Origin of the sequence: Agromyces sp. SYSU T00194 (genome assembly GCF_040496035.1) — a bacterium.
GTDB classification, from domain to species: Bacteria; Actinomycetota; Actinomycetes; order Actinomycetales; family Microbacteriaceae; genus Agromyces; species Agromyces chitinivorans.
This window is the reverse complement of record NZ_JBEPJZ010000001.1, coordinates 1,716,746-1,740,521: the sequence shown is the minus strand read 5'-3', so window position 1 is coordinate 1,740,521 and position 23,776 is coordinate 1,716,746. Positions and strand designations below refer to the sequence as shown.

Below are 23,776 nucleotides of genomic sequence, written 5' to 3'. Positions count from 1 at the left end.
GGGGGGCGGCCCCCGTGGCGCGCGGCGCGGTCGAGACGGACATATGCTCCGCTCAGCCGCCGATGATCGGCGAGATCTGGTCGCAGATGCCCTGCGTCACGCCGGCCACGTCCGCGTCGGGCTGCCAGAGGCCGTCGAATGCCGTCTGGATCATCGGCGAGATCTGGCTGTAGTGCACGCTCGTCGGCTTGATGATCGCGTCCGGGACCGCGTCGATGATGGTGCGCTGGATGTCCTCCGCGGACAGCGCCGGGGCGGCCTCCTGGATGGTCTCGACCGTCAGGAGCGACTCGCGGGGCGGCGGGAAGAACTGCGCCAGCTTGGCCGAGTTCTCCGGGTTGGTGAAGAAGGCGAGGAAGTCCGCGGCGGCATCGGGGTTGTCGCTCTTGGCGACGACACCGATGCCGGCCTGCCCGACCACGGGCTGCGCACCCTCCGGGCCTGCGGGAAGAGGGAGGAAGTCCCAGTCGATGGACTCGTCGATCGACCCGGACGAGCTCAGCTGGGCGATCATCATCGCGGCGCTGCCCGAGTTGAAGTCGAATGCCTCACCGGGCTTGACGAAGGCGTCCTGGTCGAACATGGCCTCATTGAACCAGGTGAGCGCGTCGGTCATCTCCGGCGAGGTGAACTCGCAACTGGTCCCGTCCGCACTCCAGGGCTCCGCAGCGTAGGTGGCCCAGACCGCGACCAGGTTGTCCCAGACGCGCTCGGGAGGCGCACTCCAGGTGATCGGCCCGACCGAGTCACCGGCCTCGGCCGACGCGGCGGCGGCGATCTCGGCGGCCACGTCCCAGGTCCACTCGCCCGACGCCACGAGGTCGGCCGGCTGGTCTTCGCCCGCAGCCTCGACGAGGCCACGATTGACGTAGATGCCGAACGGGCTGTTGGAGAACGGGTACCCGTAGACGTCACCGGCGCTGTCGCTCCATCGCTCGAGCGACGCGGGGATGATGTCGTCGACGTCGTAGCCTTCGGCCTCCTCGAGCGTCGGGCTGAGGTTGTAGAGCACGCCGCTCTCGACGAACTCCTTGCCGCTCGACTCGGGGATCCACGCCATGTCGGGCGTGGATCCGCCCGCGATCTGCGTGGTGAGCGTGGTGAGGAACGGGCTGCTGAGGGTCTCGAACGTCACCGAGGCCACCTCGTCGGGGTGCGCAGCCACGTACTCGTCGGCGATGCTGTCGAACAGGGCCAGGTGGCCCTCGTTGGCGGACCAGATGGCCATCGTGAGGTCGACCGGACCCGAGGATTCGGACGCGGTCCCTGACGAGCATCCCGCCAGGGCGGCGACGGTGCCGGCCGATACGGCCAGCGCGATCAGTTTCTTATTCACAGTGCTCCTTCGGACTGACTCTTCTGCGGTGGTCTGCGGCCGCGAGGCTGTCGTCGCTGTTCGATCCTCACACGGCCCGACCATTGAGAACAGTAGCGTGATTCGCGGGAATAGCAATATCTTTCTCGAAAATGGATTGCCTAGTTTTCGCGAACCCGCGCTAGGGTGGTCGCAGATCAGCAATCTGGGTCGCATGTGTCTCGAGGAAGAGAGTCCCGCAGGAATGAGAGAGTTGCACACCGATATCGTCATCGTCGGAGGAGGCTTCGGCGGAGTGTCCGCCGCGTTGGCCGCGCTCGACGAAGGTCGGTCCGTCGTGATGACCGAGCCGACGCGATGGCTCGGCGGCCAGCTGACCAGTCAGCTCGTGCCCACCGACGACCACTTCTTCATCGAGACGACGGGGGCCAACCGCAGCTACCGCGACTTCCGGTCGGAGCTTCGGGACTTCTACCGTCGGAACTACCCGCTCACCGCGGAGGCGGCCGCCGACCCGAACCTCAATCCCGGCGCCGCCTGGGTCTCGCCGGTGTCCGTGGACCCGCGCGTGGCCGTTCATGTGATCGAGGGCGCCCTGCTGCCCTACCGCAACTCTGGCGCGCTCACGGTACTCATGGAGCACGAGCCGGTCTCGGCCGAGACCGAGGGTGACGAGGTCCGCGCGGTGACGGTCCGCTCCACCCGGACCGGCGACGAGAGCGTCCTCCGCGGCCGGTACTTCCTCGACGCGACCGAGTTGGGCGACCTGCTGGTGCTCGCCGACGTCGAGCACGTGAGCGGACGCGAGGCGCAGGCGGACACCGGTGAACCGAGCGCGGCTGAGACGGCCGACCCGACCGACATGCAGAGCGTGACGTGGTGCTTCGCGATCGACCACATCGATGGGGCGGACTTCACGATCGACCGGCCCGACGGCTACGAGGGCATCCGCGACTGGTCGCCGGTGCACCGCCGCGGCCTGCCGATGCTCGATTTCCGGGCGGGCATCAACGAGGACGGGTCGGCGCGCAAGCTCCATCACCTGAACGTCAATCCCGACGACGACCCGTTCGCGATCGACCTCGATCACCGTCACATCGGCCGCACGCCCGACCTCTGGACGTACCGGCGGATCGCCGCGCGCCGGCAGTTCCGCCCCGGCTTCATCCCCAGCGACATCACGGTGGTGAACTGGCCCATGAACGACTACGTCGGCGGCCCCCTCTTCGGGGTCGACGACGCCGCGGACCACTGGCGGGGCGCGAAGGCCCTGTCCGCATCCCTGCTGTACTGGCTCCAGACCGAGGCGCCCCGGCCCGACGGGGGGACCGGATGGCCCGGCCTCCGCCTGCGCGCCGACATCGCCGGCACCGAGGACGGGTTCGCCATGATGCCCTACGTCCGCGAGTCGCGCCGCATCCTCGCACGTCGCACGATCGTCGAGCAGGACGTGTCGTTGACGCTTCGCGGAGATCGCGGCGCACGACGCTACGACGACACCGTCGGGACCGGCCACTACTACTGGATCGATCGCCACCCGAGCACGGCGGGCACGATCTGGAACGGCGACGTGCCGCACCCGTTCGAGATTCCGCTCGGCTCGCTCATCCCCCGGCGGGTCCGGAACCTGCTGCCGGCGTGCAAGAACATCGGCACGACCCAGATCACGAACGGGTGCTACCGGTTGCACCCGGTCGAATGGAGCATCGGCGAGGCGGCGGGCAGCCTCGCCGCGTACGCGATCGCCGAATCGACCGAACCGCACGCCGTGCTCGACTCGACCGACCGCACCGCAGACTTCCAGCGGCACCTCACGCGCCGCGGGGTGCAGTTGCGCTGGCCGGAGGGAATGCTCTGGTCCGCGAACGACGAGGCGGGCGTGCCCGCGGTGGCCAGCTGATGGGTACGCGCCCGGCCGCGGCGCCCGCGCTCGTGTTCCCCGACGACTTCACGGTGGGGGTGGCGACCGCCGCGTACCAGATCGAGGGCGGTGCCCGGGACGACGGACGGGGCCCGAGCATCTGGGACACGTTCTCGCACACGCCCGGACGCATCCGTGACGGGTCCACGGGGGACGTCGCGATCGACCACTACCATCGGCTCGAGTCCGACCTGGACGACCTCGCCAGGCTCGGCGTCGACGCCTACCGGTTCTCGGTGTCGTGGTCGCGCGTCCTCCCGACGGGAGCAGGTCGCGCGAACCGGGCCGGCCTGGACTTCTACGAGCGCCTGGTCGACGGACTGCTCGCACGTGGCATCCGCCCCGCCCTCACCCTGTACCACTGGGATCTGCCGCAGGCGCTCGAGTACGAGGGCGGCTGGACGAGCCGCGAGACCGCGTTCCGCTTCGGCGAGTACGCCGATCTCGTCGGGCGCGCACTCGGCGACCGGGTGGACACCTGGATGACCCTCAACGAGCCCTGGTGCGCGGCATTCCTGGGACACGCCTCCGGGGTCATGGCGCCCGGCCGGACCGACCCGGTCGCGGCGCTCCGCGCCGCGCACCACCTGAACCTGGCGCACGGGCTCGGGATGCAGGCCCTGCGACCGCACGCCCATGACGGGGCGCAGCTCGGCGTCGCGCTCAACATCCAGGTGCCGCGAGGGGTGGGCGACGACGCCGGCACGGCCGAGCAGCGCATCGACGACACGGCCAACCAGTCCTTCCTCGGTCCGATGCTCCGCGGCGCGTATCCGGCCGGGCTCCGTGAACGCACGACCGAGCTCACCGACTGGTCGTTCGTCCGTGACGGGGACCTCGACCAGATCCGGCAGCCGCTGGACTTCCTCGGCGTCAACTACTACTCGACGCTCCGCGTCCGCCTGTGGGACGGCGTGACGGAGCGGTCGACGGCCGACGGCCACATGCCGGGAGCATCGCCCTGGGTCGGCGCGGAGGACGTCGAGTTCCTCCCGCAGGATCCCCCGTACACGGCGATGGGATGGAACATCGCACCGGAGGCGCTCGCGGGCATCCTGCGCGGCCTGTCGGCGGAGTTCCCCGACCTGCCGCTCGCCGTGACCGAGAACGGCGCCGCCTTCGACGATGTCGTGCGCCCGGACGGGACCGTCGACGACGCGGACCGCATCGATCACATCGGCGCGCACCTGACCGCGATCCACGACTGCCTGCGCGATGGGGTCGACGTTCGAGGGTTCTACCTGTGGACATGGATCGACAACTTCGAGTGGGGCCACGGATTCGTGCCGAAGTTTGGCATCATGCGTGTGGAGGATGGTTCGCTGGCGCGGATCGCGAAGCGCAGCTTCGACTGGTACTCCGCATTCGCGCGGACCAAGCGCCTGCATGGGGACGTCGGCGGAGTCGCCGACGAGAGGGGTGTCGCATGAGCAGTTCGGCGAAGGGGCCGAGCCTGGCCGACGTGGCCGCGCTCGCGGGCGTGTCGATCTCCACGGTGTCGAAGGTCGCCAACGGGAGTGCCGACGTCGGGGAGGACACTCGTGCCCGCGTGACCGAGATCCTCAAGGGGCAGCAGTACGTCTCCAAGCGCAAGCGCTCGACGACCCCCACGATCACCCTGCTCGTGCGCTCCATGACGATCCCGAGCACGGCGGAGATCATGCGCGGCGCACTCGCCGAGGCCCAGCAGCGAGGCGCCCGCATCGCACTGGTGCAGCACGGCGACGACGAGCCCGACGAGGGGTGGATCGACCAGTTCACCCCGCGGACCACGAGCGCGGTGATCGCGATCCACTCGGTGCTCGACTCCGAGCAGCAGCAGCGACTCGAATCGCAGGGCATCCAGCTCGTCGTGGTCAACCCGAAGGACGCACCGAACCTCGGCGCCTACAGCATCGGCGCCACGAACTGGGCGGGTGGCCTCACGGCCGCGCAGCACCTCATCGGCCTCGGACACCGGCGCATCGCCATGCTCTGCGGGGACGACGACTCGATGATCTCGCGCGCGAGGTTGTCCGGCTACCGCGAGGCGCTCGAGGCCGCCGGCCTGCGCATCGACGCCGACCTGGTGGTCCCTGGCCACTTCACGTTCGAGTCGGGGCTGGAGCAGGCGCGCACGGTGCTGCGATGCACGCCGCGCCCGACCGCGATCGTCGCGGGCAGCGACGAGCAGGCGATGGGCGCCATCGAGGCCGCACGGCTGGAGGGTGCCCGGGTGCCCGAGGACGTCAGCATCGTGGGCTTCGACGACCTCGCGGTCGCCTCGATGACCTCGCCGCCCCTGACCTCGGTGCGCCAGCCGCTCGAGCAGATGGGCGTCGCCGCGATCGGCATGGCGCTCGACCTCATCGAACGCCGCGATCCCCGCTCCCACCACACGGAACTGGCGACCACGTTGATCGAACGCGGCTCGACGGCGCCGCCGACGGACTGACCGGCGGAAGGGCCCGCATGCACCTCGACCTCCCGGAGCTCGAGCTCCGCGACTATCGCAGCTCCCAGATCGATCCCGACGACTTCGACGCGTTCTGGTCGGACACCATCGCCGAGTCCCGCGCTGCCGGCGGCACGGTCGAGTTGGAGCCGGTCGATACGGGACTGCGCCTGGTGGACGTGTTCGACGTCACGTTCCCCGGCTTCGGTGGCGAACGGGTGAAGGCGTGGCTGCGCCTCCCCCACGACCGGCCGGGTCCACTCCCGGCGGTGGTCGAGTTCGTCGGCTACGGCGGTGGTCGCGGGCGTCCGACCGAGGGCCTGCTCTGGGCCGCCGCCGGGTTCGCGCACCTGCACATGGACACCCGCGGCCAGGGCGCGGCCTGGTCACCGGGAGCGACTCCCGACTCCGGCACGGCCGGCCCGCAGGTCCCGGGATTCCTGACGCGCGGCATCGAGTCGCCGGAGACGTTCTACTACCGGCGCGTCTACACCGACGCGGTGCGGGCGATCGATGCGGCACGCGCGATCGAGGCGATCGACCCGCACCGCATCGCCGCCTTCGGCGGGAGTCAGGGCGGCGGCATCACGCTCGCCGCCGCGGCGCTGTCGGACGGCCTCGTCGCGGCGGTCCCGCTCGTACCGTTCCTGTGCGACTTCCCACGCGCACTGACGATCCACGACACCGACCCGTACCACGAGGTGGTGAGATACCTGCGCACCCATCGCGACCGGGTCGAAGCGACGCTGCGCACACTGGCCTACTTCGACGGGGTCAACTTCGCGCGGCGCGCGACGGTTCCCGCCTGGTTCTCCGCGGCGCTCATGGATGCCACCTGCAAGCCCTCCACGGTCTTCGGAGCGTTCAACGCATACGCGGGGCCGAAGGAGATCGACGTGTGGCCCTTCAACGGTCACGAGGGCGGCGGACCCGACTCGACCGCGCGCGCGGTTCGACGACTCCACGAGGTCTTCGCGACCGACGCTCGCGCAGGCGCATCCGCCGCATGAGCCGCGGCGCGACGCGCGGGCCCGAGCAGACGGAAGCCCGCGGGCCGCGCACCGCGCACGGCCCGCGCTAGCCGTCGAGCGCCCGCAGCCGCTCCGGCCACTCCAGCTCGACCCCCAGCCGGCGCGCCAGTACCTGCTGCTGCAGCGTCTCGAGGAGCGCCTCATCCGCGAGGAGGTCGCGCGGGAGACGTCGCTCGGCGATGCAGAGCGCCGCGACGGCGCCGACGGCGACGCCGATCGACCATTCGACCGGGTGCAGCCGGTAGGCGCCGTTGCTGATGTGGGTGGTGCCGATGTTCTTGTTCGCTGCGAGCAGGTTGCCCGTGTCGGCGGGGAGCAGGGCTCCGAGGGGGATCTGGAACGGGAAGCATCCGATGTCGACGTAGCTGCGACCCGCCGTGCTCGGGTGCAGGTCGATGCGATACGAGCCGATGCCCACGGTATCGGCGAACACCGCGGCGCCCGCGCCGCCGCCGCGCATCTCCTCGCCGATGTGCTCCTCGGTCACCGTGAAGAGCGCCCGGATGCGGCGGGACTCGCGGATGTAGGGTTCCTGCGCCAATCCGTCGTCGGTGCCGAGGACGTCGCCGCGGAGCCGCAGTTCCGGGTACCCGACGCCCCCGTCGTGCCTCGGCGCCTCCGTCTGCATCCAGTGCACCAGGGCGAGCGTCAGTCCGCGGGCGCGCTCGGCCGCAGCGTCGTCGTAGGTGCCGTGGGCGTCGAGCAATGGCTCATCCCAGTAGTCGTTGTGCGGCCAGTTCACGATGGTGACCTCGTTTCCCCGCCATCCGCGGTCGAACGACTCCGACGCGAGCACGCGCCGGTATCGCCACAGGTCGGTGTCCTGCCACAGATCGAGCTCGCTCCCGGGGGTCGGGAACAGCGGCATGTCGACCGGGTCGAGCGTTCGCACGTTCAACGCGCGCCACGACAGCTGGGGACCCGGCCAGAACGGCGCCCGGCGCGTCCTCCAGGCCTCGTACCCGGCCGGCCGATCGATGACGTGCTCGCCGTCGGGGTCGAACTCGAGTGCTGCACACCAGGTGACGGCCTGCTGGTCGAGGGGATCGGCGATCTCCGGTGCGTGCAGCTCCCCGGTCTCGCCACGGGCTTCCGCGCCGATCACGTGCGCGACCTCCGCCAGGGGCAGCAGGTCGCCCAACTCCGTGGCATCGGCGAAGTACCGGCCGGGCAGACACGTCTCGCGTCCGTCCCGTGTGTCGCGGACGGTGACCGCGGTGAGCGTGTCGCCCGCTCGGTCGACCGCGACCGGCACGCGGTGGCGGAGCACGGTGAGCGTCCCGTCCGCCAGGTGGGGTGAGAGCATCCGCTCGATCACCTGCGCCGACACGCGCGGCTCCGCGCAGATGCGGGAGACGCGGGCCGCGCCGGGGTTGAGGTGGGCGGCCGCACGCACGTCCGCGGCCAGGGGGTAGTCCTCGAGATAGGCGCGCCGGGTCAGCTCGCGCATCCGCGCATAGCTGGAGGTGGGGGCGATCTCCTCGATCCACCTCGGCTCGTCCGGCGGGACGCCCTGGGCGGTGAGCTGCCCGCCGAGCCACTCGCCCGGCGCGGTCATCACCACTCGAAGGCCGAGCTCGAGCGCGGCCAGCGCGGCGGCGATGCCACCGAGTCCGCCCCCCACGACGACCAGGTCGGCTCGGATGTCGTTCTCGGCCATGGCGGCTCCTCGTCCTCGATTCGCAAAGTTCGTGGAAATTCTCACAGAATTTTCGAGAATTGCAAGACGCACGTCGAGTCCCCAAACGGAACCCAGACACCATCGCTCGTCGCGACGCCCAGGGACGGGGCGCTGAGCTGCCCGCAATGCGCGGGACCCCGCACCCTATACTGGCTCCGAAAATCTCCCGGGAAAACGTGCGGACCGCCGCACCCGATCCAGGAAATGCGAGGTGGGCACGGATGCCACGAGCGAAGCGCCTCTCACTGGCGGACGTCGCGACCATCGCGGGCGTCTCGATCTCCACGGTGTCCAAGGTCGCCAACGGCGGGGCGGATGTCTCGGACGCCACGCGCGAACGCGTGCAGCGGGTACTGGACGAGAACGGCTACGTCTCGACGCGGAAGCGCCGTTCCCTGTCGACCGTGATCACGCTGATCGCCCGCGACATGCACTCCCCGTTCACCCTCGAGGTCATCCGCGGTGCGATGGAGACCAGCGCTGCCGCCGGGGCCCGCCTGATGATCGCCCCGTACCCGGAGCCACGCCCGACGGCTCGGTGGGTGGACGAACTCGCCGCGGCCGGCACGAACGGGCTCCTCGCCGTGACGTCGCGCCTGGACCGCGAGCATCGCGCGATGCTCGCGGATCGCGGGATCGAGCTGGTCGCCGTGGATCCCGTCGACCAGCCGGACGACAAGCTGGTGAGCATCGGCTCGACGAACTGGTCGGGCGCCTACACGGCCACCCAGCACCTGCTCGAACTCGGCCACCGTCGCATCGCGCTGCTCGGAGGCCTCCCGGACATCCTCGCCGGCCAGGCGCGGATCTCGGGCTTCGAGGCGGCGATCCGCGCGGCCGGCGTCGACCTCGACCCGGAGTACCACCTCGACCAGGACTTCACGTTCGACTCCGGGATCGAGCTCGGGTCGCGCCTGCTCGCGCTCCCGGAGCCCCCGACGGGCATCATCGCGGCCAGCGACTTCCAGGCACTCGGTGTCGTGGAGGCGGCGCGACGCGTGGGCGTCCGCGTGCCGGACCAGCTCTCCGTGATCGGATTCGACGACCTGATCGTCGCGCAGATGTCCTCGCCGCCCCTGACGACCGTCCACCAGCCGATCTTCCTGATGGGGTCGCAGGCGGTGCAGCAGGTGCTCGCACTCCTCTCCGGCGACAGGGACACCGTGCCGCCTCGGACGGAACTCGCGACCCGGCTCATCGTGCGCGCCTCGACCGCCGCTCCGTCACGGTGACTTCGAAAATTCTCTAGAGAATTTTCGAGTGCATCGGTACGCTCATCCCGACCGGTGCGTGCGCACTGCGACGCGGCGGCCGGCGGGGCCCGCCTTTCGCGGGCCCTTCGCCCCAGGAAGGGATGAGGATGACATCACACCGAAGTGCGGTCCGCCGGCCGGGCGCGACGACGGCGATGCGAACGCGACGCCTCGACGACGGTTGGACGCTCCGGGCGAGCGGCGGGCCGGTACCCGGGTACCTCGAGGGGCGCGTCGTCGACGCCACGGTCCCCGGCGTGGTCCACACCGACCTGCTGCGGCACGGACTCGTGCCCGACGTGCGCGACGGCGACAACGAGGTGGGCCTGGCCTGGATCGGCCGCTCGTCCTGGACGTACGAGCTCGACTTCGAGTGGCGGCGCGACGACCATCGACGCCACGACCTCGTGTTCGACGGCCTGGACACGATCGCGCGGGTCTCGCTCAACGGTCGCCTCCTCGCCCGAACCGCCAACCAGCATCGGTCGTACCGCCTCGATGTCGCCGACGCGCTCGTGCAGGGGACGAACACCTTGGCGGTCGAGTTCCTCCCCGCGCTGGACCACGCCCGGGCAGAGGCGCGGCGGCTGGGCCCGTTGCCGATGCTGTACCCGCATCCGTTCGCCTTCATCCGAAAGGCGGCATGCAACTTCGGCTGGGACTGGGGGCCCGAGGCGATCACCGCCGGGATCTGGCGCGAGGTCCGCCTCGAGTCCTGGAGCGACGTCCGCATCGCGGCCGTACGCGCCCACGCGGGCGCGAGCGGGCGCGCCCTGGTGCGGGTCGACCTGGAGCACGAACGCCCGGGCGAGGCGTCGCACGTCGAGTGCACCATCGCCGGATGGGGCTCGGTCGTCGACGCGGTGGCGGAGATCGGTCGGTCGGGCGAACTCGAACTGCGTGTGCCGTCACCGGAACTGTGGTGGCCGCGGGGCATGGGCGAGCAGCCGCGGTACGACCTCGAGGTGCGCACGGGCGGCGACATCCGACGGCAGCGCATCGGGTTCCGGACGATCGCGATCGACTCCACGCCGGACGCGGAGGGCGTCCCCTTCTCGGTGGTCGTGAACGGGGAGCCGATGACGACGCGCGGGGTGAACTGGATCCCGGAGAGCCTGTTCCCCTCCGAGACGACCTCAGAACGGTATCGGCGGCGCCTCGGGGATGCGATCGACCTGAACGCCAACACCGTGCGCGTCTGGGGCGGGGGCGTCTACGAGTCCGATGCGTTCTACGACCGGTGCGACGCGGAGGGGCTGCTCGTCTGGCAGGACTTCATGTTCTCGTGCGCGGCCTACCCCGAGGAGGAGCCGCTGCGCTCCGAGGTCGCTTCCGAGATCGCCGACGCGGTCGACCGACTGGCCTCGCACCCCTCGCTGGCCGTCTGGAACGGCAGCAACGAGAACCTGTGGGGCGTCACCGAATGGGGCTGGGCCTCCGAGCTCGGGGACCGGACGTGGGGACGCGAGTACTACGACACGATGATCCCCGGCACCCTCGCCCGGATGGATCCCGAACGCGTGTACATCCCGAGCAGCCCGTTCTCGCGCATCTCGGCCGACCAGAACGACCCGAGGGACGCCCTGACGCACGCTTGGGACGTCTGGAACCGCGACGACTACACCGCCTACGCGAAGCTCCCCGCGCGCTTCGTGTCGGAGTTCGGCCTCCAGTCCGCAGCGTCCGCCTCGACGCTCCGGTCGGCGATCGCCGACGGCTCCCTGGACCACCCGCGCACCGGGCAGCTGCGGCGGCGCCAGAAGGGCATCGACGGCGTCCGCAAGCTGGAGGCCTCGTACGCCGCGCACCTGCCCGAGCCCCGCGGGTTCGACGACTGGGTCTGGACCACGCAGCTCAACCAGGCGCGCGGGCTGCGCTTCGGCATGGATCACTTCCAGGGCCGCGAGCCGCGCTCGACGGGGCTCATCGTCTGGCAGCTCAACGACGTCTGGCCCGCCGTCTCCTGGTCCCTCGTCGATGCCGCGGGCGTGCGCAAGCCGGCGTGGTTCTCGGTACGGGACGCGTTCGCCGACCGCACGGGAATCCTCACCGATGCGGAACTCGTCGTCTCCAACGACACGGACTCCACCTGGGAGTCCGAGTGGTCGCTGCGGCGCGTGAGCGCGACCGGCACCCTGCAGGCTCGCGACCGCATCCTCGTCGTCGTGCCACCGAGGTCGACGCGGCGGCACGCACTGCCGTCGGCCTTCCGCACGGACCCGACGGGGGACGGCCTGGTGATCGCGACCGCCGATGAGCTGCGCCGCGTCCGCCCGGATGTCGAGCCGAACCGGCTCCCGCTGGCCGCACCGAGCTTCGAGGTCGGCGTGGCGGAACTCGACGACGGCATCGCGATCGTCGTACTCGCCCGGTCCGTCCTGCTGGACCTCTGCTGCCTGGCCGACCGGTTCGATCCCGGGGCGCGAGTGGACTCGGGAATGGTCACGCTGTTGCCCGGGGAGAGCCACACGTTCCTCGTGACGACGTGTGCCCGGCCGACGGCGGACGACGTGGTCGCGAGCAGCGCGCTCCGGAGCACGAGCGACCTGGTCGGGACGATCGATCGGGCGGCGAACTGATCCGCCGGGTTCTCGGGTCCCCGACCGCCCGCCCACGGCGTCACGCGCCGCCGAGCCCCCGCTCCAGCACGTAGTCGTGCTCCAGCCGGTCGCCCACGCGGAACCGCTTCGTGCCGACGCGCGCGAACCCGTGCTTGCCGTAGAAGCCGATGGCCCGAGCGTTCTCCTCGTTGACGCCGAGCCAGACCGTCCGGGCGCCCGACGCCTCCGCCGCGTCGAGCGTCGCGGCCATGAGCGGCCCGGCGACGCCGCCGCCGTGCACCGTGCGGCGCGTGTAGAACTTGCTGAGCTCGATCGTCGGGCGAGCGGTCACGACCGCGCGTACGTCGTCGTCGGCGGGTTCGCCGGCGACGAGCATCGCATACCCGACCGGGAATACGCGGGGCGCGAGCGGGTCCCCGGCGGGTGCGTCCGCGACGTCGTCCGCGACCAGCAGCACCCGGCGGTCGTCGGCGAGGTACTCCGCGAACCGCGCGGGGGTGAAGTGCTCGGCGATGAACGCGTCGATCGCCGCCCGCGTCGTGTGCGGCGGGCACGCCAGCGGGAACGTCTCGGCGGCGAGCGCGGCGAGGCTCGCGGCATCCGCACGCCCCGCCCGTCGGATCTCGATGGTCACGCGGCAACCCTATCCGCGCGGTGGGCGCCTCAGGTCTCGAGCAGCACCATCGCCTCCTCGAGCGTCGGCGGCACCTGGGCGACCTCCGCGTCGATGCCGCCGAGCGCCGCGCGCACGCGATCGGCCTCGACGCCGGCGACGCGCACCGCGCGCCCCGACAGCATCGTCGGCAGGCCGGCCTCGCCGAGCGCGGCGAAGGCGTCCTGCCACCGCGGCGAGCGCACGAGCACGGCCTCGACCCCGGCGGTGAGGTCGTCGACCGACCCCATGCCGAGCAGGCGCCCCTGCGACATGAGCGCGAGTCGCGTGCACTGCTCGGCCTCCTGCAGGTAGTGCGTGGTCACGAGCACGCCGCGCCCGGCGTCGGCCTGCGCGTGGATGATGTCCCACAGCCGCGCCCGCGAGAGGGGGTCGACGCCCGAGGTCGGCTCGTCGAGCACGAGCAGCTCGGGGTCGTGCGACAGCGCGAGCGCGAACGCGAGCTGGCGCTGACGGCCGAGCCCGATGGCGTTCACCGCCTCGCGCGAGACGCCGGCCAGCGACTCGGGCAGCACGGCCTCGGGGGTGTCGTAGGCCCGGGCGAAGAACTCCGCGTTCTGCAGGGCGCTGATCGTGCGGTACAGCCCGAGGCCCTGCGGCAGGTAGCCGAGCCTCCGGCGCGACGCCGGGTCGGGCGGCGCTCCGAACAGCAGCGCCTCCCCGTCGTCGGGGCGGTCCAGGCCGATGAGCGCGCGCAGGAACGTGGTCTTCCCGGCGCCGTTCGCCCCGATCAGCCCGACGACCTCCCCCGCGCGCACGTCGAGGCTCACGTCGTCGACCGCGACCTGGCCGCCGAAGCGCCGGGTCACCGATCGACCCTCCGCGACGACGGTGCCGGGCGGCACGGCGCCGGTGCCGGCGTCGCCGGGGTGGCCGGATGCGGCGGGGCCGCGCCCGTCGTGCCCGCGGGCGTGCGTGCGCGCCGGCGCCCGATGCCGGTGGTGGCGCGCCGGCCCGGTGACCGCCGCACCGTGCGCATCGCCCGTCTCGACCGTGCCGGCGTCGGCCTCGGCCGCGCGACGCGCGAGGGTGAGCGCGATGAGCGCGTCCTCCAGGTCGGGGTGCGCGACCCAGCGCACGTCGGTGGGAGCATCCGCCGCACGCCCCGGCGCCAGCCAGGCGTGACGCTCGACGCCGCGTCGCCAGGATCCGTCGGGTGCGAGGCCGTCGGAGAGCACGCCGATGCGCCCGGGCACCGCCGCGATGATGTCGTCGGGCAGCCCGGCGGCGATCACGACGCCGCGGTCGAGGGCGGTGACGGATGCCGCGCGCTGCGCCTCGTCGAGGTAGGTCGTGGCCATCAGCACGCCCGTGTCGCCCGCGGCGGCGGCCGAGATCAGGCGCCAGAGCTCCACGCGAGAGACGGGGTCGACGCCCGTCGACGGCTCGTCGAGCAGCACCAGCTGCGGCTCGTGCAGGATCGCGAGGACGAATCCGAGCTTCTGACGCATGCCGCCGGAGAGCTGGGAGCCGAGTCGTCTCCGCGCACCGGCGAGCCCGGCCCGCTCGAGCAGTTCGTCGCCCCGCGACCGGATCGCCTTCGACGACATGCCGTACGAGCCGCCGACGAACTCGAGGTTCTCGACGACGCTCAGGTTGCCCCACACGCCCGAGGTGGCCGGCTGGTAGCCGATGTCGGCCTGGTCGAGGGTGCGCACCTCGCCCGCGTGCGCCCGCACGCGCCCGGCGAGCACCCGCAGCAGCGTCGACTTGCCCGCGCCGTCGCCGCCGACCACCGCGGTGACCTCCCCCGACGGCACGTCGATCGAGACGTCGTCGAGCGCGACCTCGTGGCCGAACGCCACGCGGACACCCGCGAGCCCGGCGTTCACTTCGACGCCTTCGCCTTCGGCGGCTTCGCCGGCGAGATGCTCCGCCGCAGCCGCACCACGGCGAGCCCGAAGATCACGACCGCCATGACCGCGAGCACGGTGAGCGGCACCCAGAGCGCGTCGATCGGCGCCCCACGCAGCATGACGCCCTGCGAGATCATCGTGAAGTAGGTCAGCGGCAGCAGGTAGCCGATCCAGCGCACGCCCGCGGCCATCGCGTCGAGCGGGAAGATCATGCCCGACAGCAGGATCTGCGGCAGCAGCGTCATCATGGCGAGCTGGATCGCCTGGCCCGAGGTCTGCGACACCGACGAGATGAGCACGCCGATGCCGAGCACGGCGAACAGGAACAGGGCCGCGCCGAGGATGAAGATCCAGACGCTGCCGACGAACGGCACGCCGAAGAGCCAGATGCCGAGCACGGCGATGAGCACCATGTCGAAGGACGCGAGCAGGAAGTACGGCATGATCTTGCCGAGGATCACCGACGACGCCTTCAGCGGCATGACCGCGAGCTGCTCGAGCGTGCCGGCCTCGCGTTCGCGCACGAGCCCGATGCTCGTGATGATCGTGCCGATGAAGGTCAGGATGAGGCCGATGATCGCCGGGATCATGACCCACGAGGTCTTCAGGTCGGGGTTGAAGAGCACCTCGGTGCTGAGCGCGGGCGCCTGCGGGTTCTGCGCGAGCTGCTGCTGCAGCTGCGAGAACAGCACGAGCGCCGACTGCGCCGCGAACAGGTTCGATCCGTCGAGGTACACCTCGGCGGTGCCCGCCGCCATGTCGACGTCGATCGCCACGTCGGCCACGCCGTCGCGCAGCGCGTCCTCGGCGTCCGTGGCGTCACCCGAGGCGTCGACGTCGACGACGTTCAGGTGGTCGGCGAGTTCGGCGTTGTCGTCGATGAGCGTCTCGATCTGCTCGGCGTCGCTGCCGACGATGACCGTGTCGAACTCGTCCACGGTGAAGTTTGCCGCGTAGCCGAAGATGACGAGCAGCAGCAGCGGCATGACGACGAGCATCCCGAGCGTGCGGCGATCACGCCGCAGTTCCTGGAACTCCTTGAGGAAGACGGCGCGCATGCGCTCAGTCTTCACCCGGATGCCCCGGGTGCGCCAGAGTCGTCCGACCTGGCATGGCGATCGTGCCGGGGATCTGAAAGTATCTGCGTATGAATGCAGATATGCAGGTGACGGATGCCCCGAGCCAGCGCACGCTCGACGGCGAGTACGTCGAACTGGCCGTCGAGGTGTTCGCGATGCTGGCGGATGCCACGCGCGTGCGCCTCATCCTCGCGCTGCGCGAGCACGGCGAACTGCCCGTCAACGCGCTCGCGGAGCTCGCCGACAAATCGCCCGCCGCCGTCTCGCAGCACCTCGCGAAGCTGCGCCTGGCCCGCATGGTCACGACGCGGCACGAGGGCACGCGGGTCTACTACCGGCTGGTCGACGAACATGCCGCGCTGCTGGTCACCGACGCCATCCACCAGGCGGAGCACGCCCTCGGCGGCACGCCGCGGCACCACCGCGCGGGGGCCTGACATGACCCGCACCCACGAGCACTCGCACCCGCACGACCACGACCACGACCACGACCACGACCACGACCACGACCATCACCATCACGGCGGCATCCGCGGCGCCCTGCGCGAGATCTTCGTGCCGCACACCCACGACGCCGCCGACTCGGTCGACGACGCGCTCGAGGCGTCCGACCGGGGCATCCGCGCCGTGAAGATCAGCCTCCTGCTGCTGCTGGCGACGACCGTGCTGCAGCTCGTCGTGGTCGTGATCAGCGGCTCCGTCGCCCTGCTGGCCGACACCGTGCACAATTTCGCCGACGCCCTCACCGCGGTGCCGCTCTGGATCGCGTTCGTGCTCGGCCGGCGCATGGCGACCCGCCGGCAGCCGTACGGCTACGGCCGCGCCGAAGACCTCGCGGGCCTCTTCATCGTGCTGGTCGTGGCCCTCTCCGCGGTCGTCGCCGCGTGGCAGTCGATCGACCGACTGGTCGACCCCCGTCCGATCGACCACCTCGGCTGGGTCATCGCCGCCGGCGTGATCGGCTTCGCGGGCAACGAGGCGGTCGCCGTCTACCGCATCCGCGTGGGCCGCCGCATCGGCTCCGCCGCGCTCGTCGCCGACGGCGTGCACGCACGCACCGACGGCTTCACGTCGCTCGCGGTGGTGCTCGGCGGCATCGGCGTACTGCTCGGCTTCCCGCTCGCCGACCCGATCGTGGGGCTGGCGATCTCGGCGGCGATCCTCGTGCTCCTCTGGGGCACCGTCCGCAGCGTCGGCGCGCGCCTCATGGACCGCATCGACCCCGACCTGGTCGACCGCGCCGAGCACGCGCTGCACCACGTCGACGGCATCACGGGCGTGCGGCAGGTGCGCCTCCGCTGGGTCGGCCACCGGCTGCAGGGCGACGCGGTCGTCGAGACGACCGACCGCCCACTGGCCGACGCGGAACTCCTCGTCGCCGAGGCCGAGGGCGAGCTCCGCGCCCATCTTCCCCACCTCGACGCCGTGCAGGTCCGGGTGGTCCCCGTCGCCGGGACGCTCGCCTGAGGGCGAGCATCGACCGCCGCCAGTGACGGAGGCCTCGCCTCAGCCGGTGCCCGGAAACGTCCGGTGCTGCATCACCAGCACCCAGAGGAGGCTAGCGGTGAGGGAGTCCGACTCCCGGCCGCCCGCGTAGTCGGTCCAGTACGGCCCGGCCTCCGTGCCGGTGAACACCCCGATGTCGGCTGCGCGGGCGAGCTCGCTCGCGGGCGCCCCGGTCAGGCAGGCGGTCACCGCCCCCCTGGTCCCGGACGCCGCGAGGAAGTGCACGGCCGCCGGATCGTCGCCGGTGCGGGAGACGACGAGCGCGACGTCCCCCGCACCGGTCGCGAGCACGGCGGCCTCGGCGGACTTCGCCCCCTCGAGGTGCCAGGACGACACGCCGGATCGGATGAGTCGCTGGTGGAGTTCCCGGGCGACGACGCCGTCTCCCCACTCGCCGTAGATCCGCACGTGGGTCGCGTCGACCACGGCGGTCGCCAGTCGTTGGACCGCGTCCACGTCGAGCAGCGCCCGGGTGTTGCGGAGCGCCTGGTAGCGGTCCCGCGCGAGCACCTCGAGGACGCGTGCGGGCGGGTCGTCTTCTCCGATCTCGCTTCCGATGTCGTCCGACCAGGCGGCCTGCTCGCCACGTCCGGCGTCGCGAGCGACGGCGGCGCGCAACGCGGGGAAGCCCGGGTAGCCCATGCTCACGGCGAGGCGAGTCACGGTGGCGGCATCGGTCCCCGCGCTGGTCGCGAGCGCGGTGATGGTCGCGTCGCCCGCCGCCCACGGGTCGGCGAGCACCACCTCCGCGACGCGGCGCCGCGCCTGCGTCAGGGACGGAAGCAGGTCGCGGAGGGCGGCAAGGGCCCCGCGCTCGGTCTGGAGCGCGACCACGGCCTCGTCGTGCGTCATGTCGGATCCCACCTCACCCAATCTAGAGAGAAACCACCCGCTGCGGCCGGGCTCGGGCCCGGCTCAGGTGCCTCAGGTGTACATGAACTGGCCGCTGAGCGTGCCGTCGACATCGCTGACCAGACGAACCCAGTGCGCACTGAATCCGGACGGGAAGACGTGGGTGGCGACCCGGCCGGCCGGAACCTCCAGTTCGACTGCGGCGGCGAACCGCCCATGACCGTGGAAGTCGATCTCCACCGTGACGACGGCATCCTGCCCACCGAAGTTCTCGACGTGGAGGCACTTCTGGTCGAAGCCGGTCATGAGGTAGGGGTCCGACGGCTCGCCGGCGATCACGTCTGCTTCCCACCACGGACCGCCCCAGCCCGTCGGCTTCCCGAAGCCCCAGAGGTCGTCGGTCTTCCCGAACCACATGCCGGACTGCGGTTCCGCCGTCGTGACGTTCTGACCCGCGCTCGGGGACGCGTTGTCAGCGCCCGCGACGAACAGTCCCTGCCAGGAGCAGAAGTCCCCCAGCACCCACAGGTGCGTCGAGATCGGACGGACGCCCCAGATCCTCCCGCCGTACGCCCACGGCGACAGCTCGTAGAACATCCCGTGGTGATCCATCATGAATCGCTCGTGCTCGACCTCGCGGATCCGCGGCCACTCCGTCTGCCACTTGTGGTCGAACGTGTGGGATGCCTTGGGGAGCCGGTACCGCGTCCAGGTGTCGTCGGCCTCGGTGTAGACCTCGAGGATCGCCGACGCCTGGTCCCAGCCGGAGGCGAAGATGGTCCCGCCGAACTCGCTGCGGCCGGCGATCGCCGTGAACGGCTTGCGTTCCAGCACCCGCCACGACTCCCCGTCGAACTCGGCGAGCCGCCCGCGGGCCTGACGGCCGGCCCAGTCGTCTTCGCCGTACTCGTTCGAGCACACCACGAGGCGGCCGAATGCCGAGTAGCAGTCCTTGTAATGCACCTTGAGCTCGCCCTCGGTGGCGAGCTCGTGGTTCAGGTCCCACAGCTGCACGCACTCGAGGGTCCGCAGGTCGAGCTCGAAGACCTCGCCCTCCATCGTCAGCACGTACACGTGCGTGTCGGGCTTGGTGAGGTGGGCGGCCGTGCCGCACAGCCGATGCGGCGCGAGCTCCGGAACCGTGCGGAGCGAGTGGTCCGCGGTGATGACGTGCGGCCCGATGACGAGGCTGCTGGTCGCGTAGTGCACGAAGCGGTTCGTGTACGTGCCGTCGACGCCGATCGCCTCCGGGACGAGCTCCATCGTGAAGTCGCGGTGCACGCGTCGCAGGCTGACGCCCGCGCCGTCGGTCTTGTGCGAGTTGTAGTTCTGCACGTAGAGCTCGCCGTTCCACGGCATCAGCGAGCCGATGCCGATCTCGGTGCGCGGGGGGCCGAAGTCACCCACCTGCGCCAGGGAGGGGAATACGCCGGAGATCTGAAGGGGTTCGGTGCTGGTCATCGAGCTGCGCCTTTCGCTGATTATTTGACGTGATGGTACCCATCGATGATCTCAAGTGCAAGTAATTTGCAGCTCACGAGTTCCCCAAGTTTCGGCGCTTATTTCCGCAAATCAAGAAGCGTATTCGCGCGAATCGGTGGCGAAAGTTCACTTCACTCGGTATGGTCGCAGATGCCAGCGGGCGAAGTTCGGGCCCGGCGGAGTCCGACTCCCCCGACTCGAAGCGCTCGCGGGCGCATCGGCAGCGCAGCCGATGCCCACCGACAGGAAGACGGACGACGGTGTACCGGATCATCACGACCCTCGGGCTCACGACTGCACTCGTACTCGCCGGCGGACTCGGCGCGCCACCCTCGGCGCTGGCGGCCGATCCCCCGCAGGCGGTCGGGAGCGAGGACTACGCCCACCTCCGCGACGAGTGGCGGGTCCGCCTCACCGGCGGCGCCGGGGTCGATCCCGCGGACCCGCGCGTCGCGACCGCGCTGGAAACCGTCGACGCCGAAGGCGAGTCGGCGTGGGAGACGCTCGACACGTCGGCGGGCCGCACGGCGCTGTGGGACGACCTCGCGTCCGTGACGACCGCGTCGGCGCAGATGACGGCCAGCTACTCCCGACTGGCGGACATGGCTCTGGCCTACGCGACCGATTCGTCCGAGCTCGCAGGGGATCCCGCACTCCGGGCCGACATCGTCGACGGGCTCCAGTGGATGTCGGACCACGTCTACAACCGGTCGAGCACCCGCCAGGGCAATTGGTGGGACTGGGAGATCGGCTCGCCCCGCGAACTCCTCGCCACCATGGTGCTCCTCGACACCGCACTCAACTCCGCGCAGATCGCCGAGTACCTGGAGCCGGTGCAGAAGTTCTCTCGGATCGGCACCCTGACGGGCGCCAACCTGGTCTGGGCCGCGCAGATCATCGCCCAGCGCGGCGCGCTGCTCGAGGACCAGGACGACCTCGCAGAGGCGAGCGAGGGCATCAGTCCCGTGCTCGACTACGTCACCGAGCGCGACGGATTCTACGAGGATGGCTCGTTCCTCCAGCACGAGGATCTGGCGTACACGGGCGGGTACGGCATGGCGGTCCTCCTCGAGCTCTCCGATCTGGTCGGATGGCTGGACGGGTCGCCGTGGACGGTCACCGATCCGGACGTCGCGAACATCACCGCCTGGGTGCACGATTCCTTCGCCCCCGTCATGGTCGACGGGCTCGTCATGGACATGGTCCGGGGCCGCGAGATCTCCCGGTGGTACGCGACCGACCACCTGCGCGGACGCACGCTGATCACGGCGCTGCTCGATGTGATCGACTTCGCTCCGCCCGCGGATGCGGACGAGTTCCGCGGCATGGTGCGCGCGTGGATCGAGAACGACGACTACGACGACTACTTCGAAACCGCCGACCTCGCGAGCGCGGCACGCGCCACCGCCATCCTCGATGACCCATCGGTAGATGCGTGGCGACCCGAGAACGCCTACTTCCAGTTCGCCGGAATGGACCGCGCCGTGCAGATCCGGCCGAACTACACCTTCGGCCTCGCGATGTCCTCCGACCGCATCGCGACCTTCGAGTCGATCAACGGCGAGAACCTGCACGGCTGGTACACCGGCGAGGGCATGACCTACCTCTACAACGGCGATCAGGGGCAGTACACGGACGACTTCTGGCCGACGGTCGACCCCTACCGACTGCCCGGCATCACGATCGACACCACGCCACGCTCCAACGGAAGCAGCTCCGGCCTGAGGAAGAGCTCACGCGAAGCCGGCGGAACTGAGATCCTCGGACGATACGGGACGTCAGCGCAGAAGATCGGCGGACGGACGGACGGCCTGGTCGGCAAGAAGTCCTGGTTCGCGTTCGACGACGAGATCGTGGCGCTGGGCGCCGGCATCACCAGCAGTTCCGGCGCGACGATCGAGACGACCATCGAGAACCGCAAGCTCGAGGACGCATCAGCGCAGGTGCTCAGCTTCGACGGCACGCCGGTGCCGACGTCGACGGACTGGTCTGCCACGATGACCGACGTGACGACCGCCCGCCTCACGGGCGCGTCGCCCCGGTCCGACATCGGGTACTACTTCCCCGGTGGGGCCACCGTGCAGGCGCTTCGCGAGTCCCGCACCGGCTCCTGGAGCGACATCGACTCGCGGGCGGGCACGCCCACCGAGGCGATCACGGCGGACTACGCGACGCTCTGGATCGACCACGGCGCCAACCCGGACGACGCCGGCTACGAGTACGTGCTGCTGCCCGGAGCGAGCGACGAGGAGTTGTCCGAGTACGCCGCCGAGCCCGGGATCGACATCCTCGCCAACGGCCCCACCGTCCAGGCGGTCCGCGACGACGAACTCGGCGTGACCGCCGCGCAGTTCTGGACCGCGACCTCGGCGCCGGTGGCGGGCATCACCAGCTCGGCGCGGAGCGCGGTGATGACCGCGGAGTCCCCATCGCGCCTCGACGTCTCGGTCAGCGATCCGTCGCAGGCCGCCGAAGAGCCGATCGTGGTCGAGATCGATCGTGCCGCGGCATCGGTCGTCTCGCTCGACCCCGGGGTCACCGTGACGCAGCTCGCGCCGCGCATCGTGCTCGAGGTCGACCCCGAGCACGGGGAGACCCTGCACGCCGAGTTCAGCTTCACGCCCCCGAGCGACGTGCCGCCCGCCCCCGTCCTCCGCGATCCCTCGGTCGAGGACGCGTCGGCCGTGGTGTCCTGGGATCCTGCACCGGGAGCCACGAGCTACGTGGTGCGATACGGCACCGCTGCCGGCGAGTACGCGCACACCGTCGAGCTGGGACCCGAGAACTCGTTCGAGATCCCCGACGTCGAGATCGGGCGCACGTACTTCTACCAGGTCGCCGGGCTCAACGGGCTCGGGTCCGGCCCGTGGTCGGCCGAGGGCACAGCGACGTCCTACTTCTCCGCGATCCTCGACCAGGACGACGCATCGGTGACCGTGGTGGGCGACTGGTCGGTGGGCGGCGCCTCAGGCTTCGTCGGGAGCACGTACCTCCACGACGGCAACGCGGGCAAGGGCGCCAAGTCGGTGACGTTCGCTCCGGAACTGCCGCCGGGCACGTACGAGGTCTCGATGGCGTGGATCCAGCACGCGAACCGCTCGACCGCGGTGCCCGTGACCATCGCGCACGACGGCGCCGAGGACTCGGTCTCCGTCGACCAGACCCGGAACGGGTCGCGCTGGAACAGCCTCGGCACGTTCACGTTCACGGGCGCCGCCGGCGAGGGCGTGACGGTGTCGAACGCAGGGACGTCCGGCTACGTCATCGTCGACGGCATGCGCTTCCGGCAGCTCGAGTCGGTCGACCCGCTCCTCGACCTGGTCGTCGACGAGGAGGATCCCGGGGTGCAGATCGTGGGCGACTGGCCGCTCGGTGGCGCAGCGGGAACGGTCGGCGCGCACTACCGCCACGACGGGGACGCGGACAAGGGAACCAAGTCGGTGACCTTCCCCGCAGACCTCCCGACGGGAAGCTACCGCGTCTCGATCGCGTGGGTGTCCGCCCCCAATCGCGCCACCGCCGTGCCCGTGACCGTCTCGCACGCCGGCATCGACAACACGCTCGTGGTCAGCCAGCGGTCGGGGGGCGGCGTGTGGAACGAGCTCGGCACGTTCACGTTCACGGGGGCGGCGGGCGAGTCGGTGACGATCTCGAACGCGGGCACCGACGGCTACGTCGTCGCGGACGGGGTCAGGTTCGAGCAGTTGAGTACCGCGGCGCCGCTGTCGGTCCTCGCGGTCGACGACGGCGATGCGGACGCCGTGACCGTGATCGGAGACTGGATCGCGGGAGCGAATCCGGGCTTCCTGGGCGGCAGGTACCTGCACGACCGGAACACCGGGAAGGGCGAGAAGTCCGTCCGGTTCGCCCCGTCACTCGACGCGGGCACGTATCGTGTCTCGCTCGCATGGGTCGCGGACGTGAACCGGGCGACGAACGCCCCGGTCACCATCCGTCACGCGGGTGGGCAGTCGACCCTCCTGGTCGACCAAAAGCACGACGGTCGCGCGTGGAACGTGCTCGGAGTGTTCGACTTCACGGGGAGCGCTGACGAGGGCGTGACGCTGGGAACCGAAGGAACCGACGGGTTCGTGATCGCGGACGGCGTGCTGTTCGAGCGGCTCGAGTGACG

The 23,776-nt window shown here is 70.8% G+C and carries 16 protein-coding genes; 9 read left to right on the top strand and 7 right to left on the bottom strand.

What is annotated here, in order from left to right:
- Nucleotides 1–52: 52 nt before the first annotated feature.
- Complete coding sequence (locus ABZK10_RS08005) at nucleotides 53–1,336, bottom strand: ABC transporter substrate-binding protein (protein ID WP_353808657.1); 1,284 nt, start codon at nucleotides 1,334–1,336, stop codon at nucleotides 53–55.
- Nucleotides 1,337–1,529: 193 nt separating this feature from the next.
- Here ABZK10_RS08005 and ABZK10_RS08000 point away from each other — a divergent pair, with 193 nt between their 5' ends.
- The 4 genes from ABZK10_RS08000 to ABZK10_RS07985 are packed head-to-tail and all read left to right on the top strand — an operon-like array spanning nucleotide 1,530 to nucleotide 6,680.
- Nucleotides 1,530–3,215, top strand: coding sequence for an FAD-dependent oxidoreductase (locus ABZK10_RS08000; RefSeq protein WP_353808656.1), 1,686 nt, complete (start codon nucleotides 1,530–1,532; stop codon nucleotides 3,213–3,215).
- Complete coding sequence (locus ABZK10_RS07995; protein WP_353808655.1) at nucleotides 3,215–4,666, top strand: GH1 family beta-glucosidase; 1,452 nt, start codon at nucleotides 3,215–3,217, stop codon at nucleotides 4,664–4,666. The genes ABZK10_RS08000 and ABZK10_RS07995 overlap by 1 nt, the downstream gene beginning before the upstream one ends.
- Entirely contained in the window at nucleotides 4,663–5,670 is a 1,008-nt protein-coding gene (locus ABZK10_RS07990) for a LacI family DNA-binding transcriptional regulator (protein ID WP_353808654.1), read from the top strand. Before ABZK10_RS07995 ends, ABZK10_RS07990 begins: the two co-directional genes overlap by 4 nt.
- Before the next feature lie 17 nt (nucleotides 5,671–5,687).
- Complete coding sequence (locus ABZK10_RS07985) at nucleotides 5,688–6,680, top strand: acetylxylan esterase (RefSeq protein ID WP_353808653.1); 993 nt, start codon at nucleotides 5,688–5,690, stop codon at nucleotides 6,678–6,680.
- Nucleotides 6,681–6,747: 67 nt separating this feature from the next.
- Here the strand turns inward: ABZK10_RS07985 and ABZK10_RS07980 are convergent, their stop codons facing one another.
- Nucleotides 6,748–8,361: an FAD-dependent oxidoreductase gene (locus ABZK10_RS07980; RefSeq protein ID WP_353808652.1), complete on the bottom strand. Its 1,614-nt coding sequence runs from the start codon at nucleotides 8,359–8,361 to the stop codon at nucleotides 6,748–6,750.
- A gap of 242 nt (nucleotides 8,362–8,603) precedes the next feature.
- On the opposite strand from ABZK10_RS07980, the gene ABZK10_RS07975 reads away from it, so the two are divergent.
- Together ABZK10_RS07975 and ABZK10_RS07970 are read left to right on the top strand one after the other, a co-directional pair.
- Nucleotides 8,604–9,614, top strand: coding sequence for a LacI family DNA-binding transcriptional regulator (locus tag ABZK10_RS07975; RefSeq protein WP_353808651.1), 1,011 nt, complete (start codon nucleotides 8,604–8,606; stop codon nucleotides 9,612–9,614).
- 176 nt (nucleotides 9,615–9,790) lie between these two features.
- Entirely contained in the window at nucleotides 9,791–12,214 is a 2,424-nt protein-coding gene (locus ABZK10_RS07970) for a glycoside hydrolase family 2 protein (protein WP_353808650.1), read from the top strand.
- 40 nt (nucleotides 12,215–12,254) lie between these two features.
- Here the strand turns inward: ABZK10_RS07970 and ABZK10_RS07965 are convergent, their stop codons facing one another.
- Genes ABZK10_RS07965 through ABZK10_RS07955 form a run of 3 tightly spaced genes read right to left on the bottom strand, consistent with a single transcriptional unit; the run spans nucleotide 12,255 to nucleotide 15,783 of the window.
- Nucleotides 12,255–12,830 carry a GNAT family N-acetyltransferase gene (locus tag ABZK10_RS07965; protein ID WP_353808649.1) on the bottom strand — a complete coding sequence of 192 codons (576 nt, stop codon included), beginning with the start codon at nucleotides 12,828–12,830 and terminating at the stop codon, nucleotides 12,255–12,257.
- Nucleotides 12,831–12,859: 29 nt separating this feature from the next.
- The gene (locus ABZK10_RS07960) at nucleotides 12,860–14,701 is read right to left on the bottom strand and encodes an ATP-binding cassette domain-containing protein (RefSeq protein WP_353808648.1); all 1,842 of its coding nucleotides are present in this window, start codon (nucleotides 14,699–14,701) and stop codon (nucleotides 12,860–12,862) included.
- A complete protein-coding gene (locus ABZK10_RS07955; protein ID WP_353808647.1) occupies nucleotides 14,698–15,783 on the bottom strand; it encodes an ABC transporter permease in 1,086 nt (361 codons plus the stop codon). The genes ABZK10_RS07960 and ABZK10_RS07955 overlap by 4 nt, the downstream gene beginning before the upstream one ends.
- Before the next feature lie 89 nt (nucleotides 15,784–15,872).
- Here ABZK10_RS07955 and ABZK10_RS07950 point away from each other — a divergent pair, with 89 nt between their 5' ends.
- Together ABZK10_RS07950 and ABZK10_RS07945 are read left to right on the top strand one after the other, a co-directional pair.
- Nucleotides 15,873–16,241, top strand: a complete 369-nt coding sequence (locus ABZK10_RS07950) for an ArsR/SmtB family transcription factor (protein ID WP_353808646.1) — start codon at nucleotides 15,873–15,875, stop codon at nucleotides 16,239–16,241.
- A 1-nt stretch (nucleotide 16,242) separates the two neighbouring features.
- Complete coding sequence (locus tag ABZK10_RS07945; protein ID WP_353808645.1) at nucleotides 16,243–17,271, top strand: cation diffusion facilitator family transporter; 1,029 nt, start codon at nucleotides 16,243–16,245, stop codon at nucleotides 17,269–17,271.
- Nucleotides 17,272–17,310: 39 nt separating this feature from the next.
- Here the strand turns inward: ABZK10_RS07945 and ABZK10_RS07940 are convergent, their stop codons facing one another.
- The gene (locus ABZK10_RS07940; protein ID WP_353808644.1) at nucleotides 17,311–18,162 is read right to left on the bottom strand and encodes a MurR/RpiR family transcriptional regulator; all 852 of its coding nucleotides are present in this window, start codon (nucleotides 18,160–18,162) and stop codon (nucleotides 17,311–17,313) included.
- 72 nt (nucleotides 18,163–18,234) lie between these two features.
- Nucleotides 18,235–19,623: a hypothetical protein gene (locus tag ABZK10_RS07935; protein WP_353808643.1), complete on the bottom strand. Its 1,389-nt coding sequence runs from the start codon at nucleotides 19,621–19,623 to the stop codon at nucleotides 18,235–18,237.
- A gap of 281 nt (nucleotides 19,624–19,904) precedes the next feature.
- Here ABZK10_RS07935 and ABZK10_RS07930 point away from each other — a divergent pair, with 281 nt between their 5' ends.
- A complete protein-coding gene (locus ABZK10_RS07930) occupies nucleotides 19,905–23,774 on the top strand; it encodes a polysaccharide lyase family 8 super-sandwich domain-containing protein (protein ID WP_353808642.1) in 3,870 nt (1,289 codons plus the stop codon).
- Nucleotides 23,775–23,776: the final 2 nt, after the last annotated feature.

Coding starts and splice junctions, on each gene's coding strand:
- ABZK10_RS07995 (WP_353808655.1), top strand. CDS start 3,215: ATGGGTACGCGCCCGGCCGCGGCGCCCGCGCTCGTGTTCCCCGACGAC.
- ABZK10_RS07935 (WP_353808643.1), bottom strand. CDS start 19,623: ATGACCAGCACCGAACCCCTTCAGATCTCCGGCGTATTCCCCTCCCTG.
- ABZK10_RS07980 (WP_353808652.1), bottom strand. CDS start 8,361: ATGGCCGAGAACGACATCCGAGCCGACCTGGTCGTCGTGGGGGGCGGA.
- ABZK10_RS07945 (WP_353808645.1), top strand. CDS start 16,243: ATGACCCGCACCCACGAGCACTCGCACCCGCACGACCACGACCACGAC.
- ABZK10_RS07940 (WP_353808644.1), bottom strand. CDS start 18,162: ATGACGCACGACGAGGCCGTGGTCGCGCTCCAGACCGAGCGCGGGGCC.
- ABZK10_RS07990 (WP_353808654.1), top strand. CDS start 4,663: ATGAGCAGTTCGGCGAAGGGGCCGAGCCTGGCCGACGTGGCCGCGCTC.
- ABZK10_RS07955 (WP_353808647.1), bottom strand. CDS start 15,783: ATGCGCGCCGTCTTCCTCAAGGAGTTCCAGGAACTGCGGCGTGATCGC.
- ABZK10_RS07975 (WP_353808651.1), top strand. CDS start 8,604: ATGCCACGAGCGAAGCGCCTCTCACTGGCGGACGTCGCGACCATCGCG.
- ABZK10_RS07985 (WP_353808653.1), top strand. CDS start 5,688: ATGCACCTCGACCTCCCGGAGCTCGAGCTCCGCGACTATCGCAGCTCC.
- ABZK10_RS08000 (WP_353808656.1), top strand. CDS start 1,530: ATGTGTCTCGAGGAAGAGAGTCCCGCAGGAATGAGAGAGTTGCACACC.
- ABZK10_RS07970 (WP_353808650.1), top strand. CDS start 9,791: ATGCGAACGCGACGCCTCGACGACGGTTGGACGCTCCGGGCGAGCGGC.
- ABZK10_RS07950 (WP_353808646.1), top strand. CDS start 15,873: ATGAATGCAGATATGCAGGTGACGGATGCCCCGAGCCAGCGCACGCTC.